The 7666-nt window shown below is 59.7% G+C and carries 9 protein-coding genes; 4 read left to right on the top strand and 5 right to left on the bottom strand.

Annotation, left to right across the window (positions count from 1 at the left end; all coding sequences use genetic code 11):
- Positions 1 to 31: 31 nt before the first annotated feature.
- The 3 genes from rssC to OC610_RS16880 all read right to left on the bottom strand — a co-directional run bounded on the left by rssC (position 32) and on the right by OC610_RS16880 (position 2729).
- A complete protein-coding gene (gene rssC, locus OC610_RS16890; RefSeq protein WP_264429202.1) occupies positions 32 to 514 on the bottom strand; it encodes an anti-sigma factor antagonist RssC in 483 nt (160 codons plus the stop codon).
- The gene (gene rssB, locus OC610_RS16885) at positions 514 to 1695 is read right to left on the bottom strand and encodes a two-component system response regulator RssB (protein WP_264429201.1); all 1182 of its coding nucleotides are present in this window, start codon (positions 1693 to 1695) and stop codon (positions 514 to 516) included. The genes rssC and rssB overlap by 1 nt, the downstream gene beginning before the upstream one ends.
- 344 nt (positions 1696 to 2039) lie before the next feature.
- A complete protein-coding gene (locus OC610_RS16880; RefSeq protein ID WP_264429200.1) occupies positions 2040 to 2729 on the bottom strand; it encodes an MlaA family lipoprotein in 690 nt (229 codons plus the stop codon).
- 200 nt (positions 2730 to 2929) lie between these two features.
- Between OC610_RS16880 and OC610_RS16875 the strand changes: the two genes are divergently transcribed.
- Together OC610_RS16875 and OC610_RS16870 are read left to right on the top strand one after the other, a co-directional pair.
- A complete protein-coding gene (locus tag OC610_RS16875; protein WP_264429198.1) occupies positions 2930 to 3550 on the top strand; it encodes an HAD family phosphatase in 621 nt (206 codons plus the stop codon).
- A gap of 109 nt (positions 3551 to 3659) precedes the next feature.
- A complete protein-coding gene (locus OC610_RS16870; protein WP_181286892.1) occupies positions 3660 to 3923 on the top strand; it encodes a DUF4404 family protein in 264 nt (87 codons plus the stop codon).
- Positions 3924 to 4026: 103 nt separating this feature from the next.
- Here the strand turns inward: OC610_RS16870 and queF are convergent, their stop codons facing one another.
- Positions 4027 to 4857, bottom strand: a complete 831-nt coding sequence (gene queF, locus OC610_RS16865) for an NADPH-dependent 7-cyano-7-deazaguanine reductase QueF (protein ID WP_264429196.1) — start codon at positions 4855 to 4857, stop codon at positions 4027 to 4029.
- 60 nt (positions 4858 to 4917) lie between these two features.
- Positions 4918 to 5442 (bottom strand): copper-resistant cuproprotein CopI, encoded by a 525-nt coding sequence (copI, locus tag OC610_RS16860; protein ID WP_264429195.1) that lies wholly within the window; start codon positions 5440 to 5442, stop codon positions 4918 to 4920.
- Positions 5443 to 5599: 157 nt separating this feature from the next.
- Here copI and OC610_RS16855 point away from each other — a divergent pair, with 157 nt between their 5' ends.
- Positions 5600 to 6280, top strand: coding sequence for a heavy metal response regulator transcription factor (locus OC610_RS16855; RefSeq protein WP_030139969.1), 681 nt, complete (start codon positions 5600 to 5602; stop codon positions 6278 to 6280).
- The gene (locus OC610_RS16850) at positions 6277 to 7626 is read left to right on the top strand and encodes a heavy metal sensor histidine kinase (RefSeq protein WP_264429194.1); all 1350 of its coding nucleotides are present in this window, start codon (positions 6277 to 6279) and stop codon (positions 7624 to 7626) included. Before OC610_RS16855 ends, OC610_RS16850 begins: the two co-directional genes overlap by 4 nt.
- The last annotated feature ends 40 nt before the right edge of the window (positions 7627 to 7666 follow it).

The following is a 7666-nucleotide window of genomic DNA, read 5'->3' as shown; positions in this document are numbered from 1 at the left end:
AGCGTCAGTTCGGTCTACACACGCTCAAGAATCAAGGCCGCTCCAGCGCATTCACCAGGTCATGGAACGCTTCGCGATTGGAATCGTTCAGCCCCATGAGGATCTTGTGGGCTTCAAGCACCTTGATCCGTACGTCTTCTTCGGACTGGTCCTGATCAGGCAGGTCGTCAAGGCATTCCGGACACGGTACCGGATCGCCGACGATGTTGAACACCTGGTCGAAGCCCATCGATTGGAGAAGACGGGTAATGTCGTTATGGGTGGTGACGACAGTCGGCAACAGGCCGACCTTTTGCCGCGACAGGATCGACAGCTTGGCCAGCAGGCCCAAAGTGGTGCTGTCGATGCTGCGGGTTTCGGTCAGGTCGATCACGATGGCGTTGAAATTCAGCGCGGTGAAGATCTTCTCGATTGTCGCATCCAGCGCCGAACACAAGGTCAGGCGCACTTCACCGACAAACTTCAGGACAAAGGTGCCGTCCTGCTCGGCGAACTGGATTCTACCGGTACTCATCAAAGGTTCCTGCTCAACACTAACAGGGCGATATCATCCGGCATCTCCCCTAGCGTGGCTAATCCAAACACTTGCCGCAGGCCTTCCAGGCTGCCGCCCGCCGCACTTACCCGTTCAGGCAAGGCTGCTTCTTTCTCTTTGAGTGTAGGTTCTGACAAAAGGTCCAGAATGCCATCAGACATCAGCGTCAGGCTGAACGTCGGCGGCAGTTCCAGAATGTGGTCTTCATAGGTGGCCTCGTTGAACAGGCCTACCGGCAAACCACGTCCTTCCAGGTAACGAACACTGTCAGGTGTATACAACACAGGCAACGGCAGGTGACCGCCGATGCTATACGTCAACAAACCAGTCTCCTCGTCGATGACTCCACCGACCATCGTGACGTGTTTGCCCAGCTTACAACTGATCAGGCCCCGGTTGATATGCCCAAGGACTTCCGAAGGCTTGAATTCCGGCAACGTACCGTTGCGCTTGGATTCGAACAACAGGCGCGTGGTCATGAATTTGAGCAGTACCGTCACGAATGCCGACGAAGCGCCGTGGCCGGAAACGTCCGCCAGGTAGAACGCCACTCGTCGCTCGTCGACGCGGAAATAGTCCACGAAATCGCCCGACAGGTACAACGACGGGATGATCTGGTGGGCAAACCGGAAATCGTCGACGGTCCAGGGGCTGACCGGCAGCATGTTCATCTGCACCTGGCGCCCGGCATTCTGGTCTTCCTGCAGCAGGTTCAGGCTGGCTTCGAGCTCACGGTTGGCCGTCTCCAGCTTTTCGCGGTAGCGCTGGTTTTCCACCAACAGGCGTGAACGGTCCAAGGCGCGACGCACCGAATGTTCGAGCACCGCGAGGTCTTCAAGGGGCTTGATCAGGTAATCCGCCGCGCCCAGGCGCAAGGCCTCGACCGCGTCATTCATGACGCCCGCGCCCGACACCACGATTACCGGTGTCTGCGAGGAAATCTCGGTGACTTGGCGAATGAGTTCGAGTCCGCCCATCTGCGGCATGCGCAGGTCGCAGATGACCAGGTCGGGCTTCTCATGCTCGAATACCTGAAGACCCTGTTGGCCGTTACTGGCCTGCAAGACGCTGAAACCACTGTCTTCCAAGTAGGCCGCGAGACTGGCTCGCACCACTTCGTCATCATCGATTATCAGCAGCGTGGCACTGGTTTTTGGCATGTGGGCAAACGGCGCCAGAATTAGGTTGGCGTAGCGGGCTGGGCAATCGAGCCTGGCGCGCACTACTGGATTCGCTTTCTAGCCTCTCTGTCGTACCGGTTTCAGGCCGTTGCCCTACGCACAGTTACATCAGAGGTGCCCTTCTAAGGCGCAGACGGTACTCCCATCCGCGGGGCGTTTCAAGCTCATGCAGACAGCCGCTTGCCGTCGTCATTTGTCAAAGTACAGAGAGTTATAAGAACCGAGCGAAGCGTAACTCAATGGAAGGACCAAACCCGCTCAAACATCACGTCGATGCTAAGAAGACGGCCTTTCGGGCCGCCTTCCAGTTTCACGGAACTCAATCAGAAATCATCTTCTACCTGGCCATCCTTGACCTTGAATTCGCGGTTCTGCAGGAACGCATTGCGAATGAAGACGTATTTGTCGCCGCTCACCAATTTTTCCGCAGACAACAGGCTGGCGCGCGTATCGACAATATTCAGGCCCCAGATCGAATTGCGCACCGAAACGTTATCGATGTAGGGATAAGGCGTGGCGTAGCTGTCCACCAGCTTGGCCGGCGCATCACGCAGGGTGCTTGGCCCCAACAACGGCAGCATCACGTATGGCCCGCTGCCCAGCCCCCAATAGCCCAGGGTCTGGCCAAAATCTTCATCGCTGCGCTGCAGGCCCATTTTGGTGCCTACATCAAAGAAGCCCAGCAGGCCGAAGGTGGTGTTGAAGATCAATCGGGCGGTGTCGACCCCGGCGGCCGCCGGCTTGGCTTGCAGCACGTTGTTGGCCAGGTTGCCCACATCGCCTATGTTGCGGAACATGTTGTGGATGCCGTCCTCGAGGAATTGCGGCGTCACGTATTGATAACCTTGGGCGAGCGGCTTGAGCGCGTAGGTATCAACGGTGTCGTTGAAGGTGAAGATGGGACGGTTGATGCTTTCCCAAGGGTCTTCTTCCGTGGCGGCCTGGGTGGCGAACGGCACCAGCAGGACGCTGGCGCAAAGACATAGCTGAGCTAGACGAGGGCTCCAGCGCATAGGGAAAAACTCCTTGGATTAAACAGGCAAGGGCGCCGAGCCCAGGCGGTGAGACCGTTAGTATAAGACGGAACGCGCAGATAGGCAGCATTGAAAAAGACGCTCCTGTAGGAAGATTCCACAACGTGCGGCCTTCATTTTCCTGTCACCGGACTGTCATCGCGGCCCGTTAGGCTGCGAGTTATTTCAAGGACGTTCCCATGCCGCGCGCCGAAGCCCTGCCCCTCCCCGCTCCGAGTCTTACCGCCGTACTGTTCGGCCTGAGTGGATGCCTGGTGGATTTCGGGTCGCGCATTCGCCAGCCGGGGGCGACGCCCGCGGACCACGCCCAACCGACACCCGGCGCCCTGGAAAGCCTGCAACACTTGCAACACCTGGATATTCCCTGCGCTTGGCTCGACGAGCTGCCTCCCACCACCAGTCATCGACTGGCAACCGCATTGCCTGGGTTCATCAAAGCACCGCAACTTCCTGCAACAAATAATCCTTGGCCTGCGCCGCATGCCGTTTGGCAAGCGCTGATGGCGCTGGATGTTCAGCAACTGGACGGTTGCGTATTGGTTAGCGGCGAGCCGAGGCTGCTGCAATCAGGGCTCAACGCCGGCTTATGGACCATCGGATTGGCCTCCTGCGGCTCTTTGTGTGGCCTGTCGCCCGCCGAGTGGCAGACCTTGAGCCAACAGGACCGGGAGATCAAGCGAGCCAAGGCGACGGTGCAATTGTTCGGCCTGGGGGTGCATTCGGTGATCGATCATCTGGGCGAACTCGACACCTGCCTCGCCGACATCAGCCTGCGCAGGCTAAAAGGCGAGAAGCCCTGACCGGGATCATGCAGGGCGCGTGAGTGTGGATTACTCTTAAGGCAGGCCATGGACTTTTGACGCTGCGTCGCGGTCCATGGCAGTGCCTATCAATAAAGGGAGTACGCCAATGCCTGCCCGCGACTTGCAAGAACAGCTCAACACACTGCGCGAGCAATTGGACCAGAACCCGCCGCTGTCTGAGCCAGAGCGCGAACATCTGCACGAGTTGATGGCGCAGATCGAATCCCAGATCGAACTGGAAAATCACCTTCAGGACAACAATCTGGTCGACGGGGTGAACCTGGCTGTAGAGCGATTTGAAGTGGAGCATCCCACTATCGCCGGAACACTGCGCAATATCGTCAATACTTTGGGCAGCATGGGGATCTGACCTTCAAACAGTAAAAAGCCCTGCTATCGCCAGCAGGGCTTTTCAATGTCCGCGATCCGAAATGCAATCCCCTATGGGAGCAAGCCCGCTCCCACAAGGGCGATTATTGACGGACCAGGCGATGGTTCGGCAACGTCACCTCTTCAGTGCTGCGATACGGATTGATATCCAGCCCACCCCGCCGCACATACCGCGCGTACACAGTCAATTTCTCCGGTTTGAGCAAGCGTTGCAGGTCGAGGAAGATCCGCTCTACGCACTGCTCATGGAAATCCGAGTGCTGGCGGAAGCTGACGATATAGGCCAGCAAACTGGCATGATCCAGTGCCGCACCACGGTACTCCACCGCCACACTGCCCCAGTCCGGCTGGCTGGTCACCGGACAGTTGGACTTGAGCAGATGGCTGTGCAGGCTCTCCTCGACGATGCGCGAGTCATCACAACGCAGCAGCTCCGGACGCGGATGCTCGTAGGAGTCGACATTGATATCCAACTCGTCAATGCATACGCCGGGCAGCGCCACGACGCCTTCGCTTTCCACATCCTTGAGGCTGCGGATCCGCACGCCCACTGGCTTGCCAGCAGCGTTCGACAAGTCCACGCGCAGGGTGGCTTCCAGGCTCGCGGTGTCGGCGAACGGCGTCTGGTTCAACGAGTTCAGGTACAGCTTGAAGGACTTGGATTCGATGATGTTCGGCGAATCCGCCGGGATAGCGAACTCACCGATGGCCACCACTGGCTTGCCGGACGGCAACAGCCACGACAATTCGAAGCAATTCCAGAAGTCCACGCCTTTGTACGGCAGGGTCTCGGCCGTCAGGCCCAACTCCGCCCACTTTGCGGTGCGCGGGATCGGGAATAGCAGTGACGGCGTGTACGTAGCGATGTATTCGCTGGATTTGCCCAGCGGCGAATGTTCGGCTGCGGGATGCATGACGGAAACCTGACTGAAGAATCAGCGGATTCTACCAGCCTTTGCCACCGCCTTGAGCGCTTACTGACTGACTGTCAGGTCGCCTTTCATCCCGGCTTGATAATGCCCGGGCACATTGCAGGCGAACTCCAGGCGAGTGGCCTTGGTGAACGTCCAGGTCAATTCACCGGTCTTGCCCGGCTGCACCAGCACGCTGTTGGGGTCGTCGTGACTCATCCCGCCCTTATCCCCGTGTCCCATGGCGGCATGGTCCATGCCCGATGCCATTCCGGTTGGAGACAACATGCCGTCTTGTTGCATCTTGAGCATCTCCTGCTGGTGCTCGGCGTGCATCGCCCCATCGCCCAGGTTGAATTCGTGCAACAACTGGCCTTTGTTGATCAATACAAAGCGCACCGTTTCGCCGGCCTTGATGTCCAGCGCCTTGGGATTGAACGACATGTCGCCCATCACCACTTCAATGCTGCGGCTGGCCTCGGCTGCCGGCGCGGGCTGGCCGAAATCAAAATAGCCCGGCGACGCCCAGGACGACACACTCAACGCCAGCACAGAGGCGGCTAGCACCAGGCGATTTACCCTCAACATGTTCATACTCCAGCAAGATAAGGTTCAACTTGTCGAAGACTCTAAGCAGGCGCGACTGCCAGTTGACTGACATTTGCATTACAAGTTTGTCAGGTTGGCCCACCTGCCCATGCACCACGGTATAACGCCCTCGTTCAAACACCGCCTCGAGCCGCCCATGAAACTGCTGATTGTCGAAGACCAACTGAAAACCGGCCAGTACCTGCGCCAAGGCTTGAGCGAAGCCGGGTTCAACGCCGACCTGGTGGCCGACGGCATCACCGGCCAGCAATTGGCCCTGAGCGATGAATACGCACTGCTGATTCTCGACGTGATGCTGCCCGGTCGCGATGGCTGGCAAATCCTGCAAGCCGTGCGCGGAGCCGGCCTGGACACGCCGGTCCTGTTTCTCACCGCGCGCGATGCGGTACAGGACCGCGTGCATGGCCTGGAACTGGGCGCCGATGATTACCTGGTCAAGCCCTTTGCCTTTTCCGAACTGCTGGCCCGGGTGCGCAGCCTGTTGCGCCGTGGCAGCTCGACGCCCCAGGAAACCAGCCTGCAACTGGCGGACCTGCGCCTGGACCTGATTCGGCGTCGCGTTGAGCGCAGCGGCCGACGCATCGATTTGACTGCAAAGGAGTTCGCCTTGCTGGAAATGCTGCTGCGGCGCCAGGGCGAGGTACTGCCAAAGTCGCTGATTGCCTCGCAAGTCTGGGACATGAATTTCGACAGTGACACCAACGTCATCGAGGTGGCGATCCGCCGCTTGCGGCTCAAGGTTGACGACGAGTTTCCCAACAAGCTGATCCACACCGTGCGCGGCATGGGCTATGTCCTTGAAGAGCGCAGCCTATGAGCCGGTGGTCACTGAGCAATCGGCTGGCGCTGCTCTTCGCCGCCTGCACCGCCGTCGTGTCGCTATTCGCGGGCGTGTTGTTCAGCCGCGGCAGCGAGGCGCACTTCGTGGAGCTGGACCGACAACTGCTCGAAACCCAACTGATCGGCGTACGGCGCGCCGTGCAAGACACCCACGGCCATGATCCCCAGGTGCGCCTGGACGATGAGTTGAGCCGCCAGGCGGACCTGACCTTGCGCATCAGGGACAGCAACAGTACCCAGTGGCATGGCAGCCCGATCCCGGCGCCGCGCGAACTTCCGGAACGTCCCGGCCTGTACACGCTGCGCGATGCCGACAATGACTATCGAGTGCTGAACGCGCCGCTGTATTCCGATCGCACCGACTCACCGCAACTGACCCTGTTGCTGAACATCACCCATCACCAACACTTTCTGCAACGCATGCAGCGGCTGATCTGGCTGACCGTCGGCCTCTCGGCACTGGCCACTGCCCTGCTCGGTGCCTGGGCAGCCCGCCGTGGCCTGCGCCCCTTGCGACGCATGGGCGCAATCGCCAGCAGCGTTTCGGCCCGCTCCCTCAATGCCCGGCTGCCGGAAGAGCATATGCCCGTCGAACTGGCGGAACTGGCCCGCAGCATCAACGACATGCTCGGTCGCCTGGACGATGCGTTTCAACGCCTCTCTGCGTTCTCCGCCGACATCGCCCATGAACTGCGCACGCCGCTGTCCAACCTGCTGACCCACACCCAGGTCACCCTCACCCGCGAGCGTTCGCTGGAAGACTATCGCGAGGCATTGCACGGCAATCTCGAAGAACTGCAGTGGATGGCGCAACTGGTCAACGACATGCTGTACCTGGCCAAGGCTGATCATGGTCTGCTGGCGCTTCATCGCGAATCGCTGCAATTGGCCGAGGAAGTGGATGTGTTGCTGGACTTCTTCGCGCCCCTGGCCGAAGACGCCAACGTACGCTTGGGTCGCGACGGCGAAAGCCTCTTCGAGGGCGACCGCAACATGCTGCGCAGGGCCCTTTCCAACCTGTTGGACAATGCCCTGCGCTTCACCCCCAGTGGCGGCGAAGTGCGCGTGCGGATTGTCGATGTGGGTCAAGGAGTGAGCATGTGCGTGGAGAACAGCGGCGAAGGCGTTTCAGCGGATCTGCTACCGCGCCTGTTCGACCGTTTTTATCGCGCCGACCCGTCCCGCCAGGAAGGCAGCAGCGAACATGCAGGACTTGGGCTGGCCATCACCCGCTCGATCATCCGCGCCCATGGGGGGGACATCCGCTGCGAATCGGCCGATGGCTGGACGCGGTTCGTGATTGAACTGCCCAAAAACAATTGAGGCCATACTCAATCCCCGTGGCGAGGGAGCTTGCTCCCGC

Source organism: Pseudomonas agronomica, from assembly GCF_025917275.1.
Lineage (GTDB): Bacteria > Pseudomonadota > Gammaproteobacteria > Pseudomonadales > Pseudomonadaceae > Aquipseudomonas > Aquipseudomonas agronomica.
The sequence above is the reverse complement of the archived record's forward strand: the minus strand, read 5'-3'. Positions and strand labels throughout refer to the sequence as shown.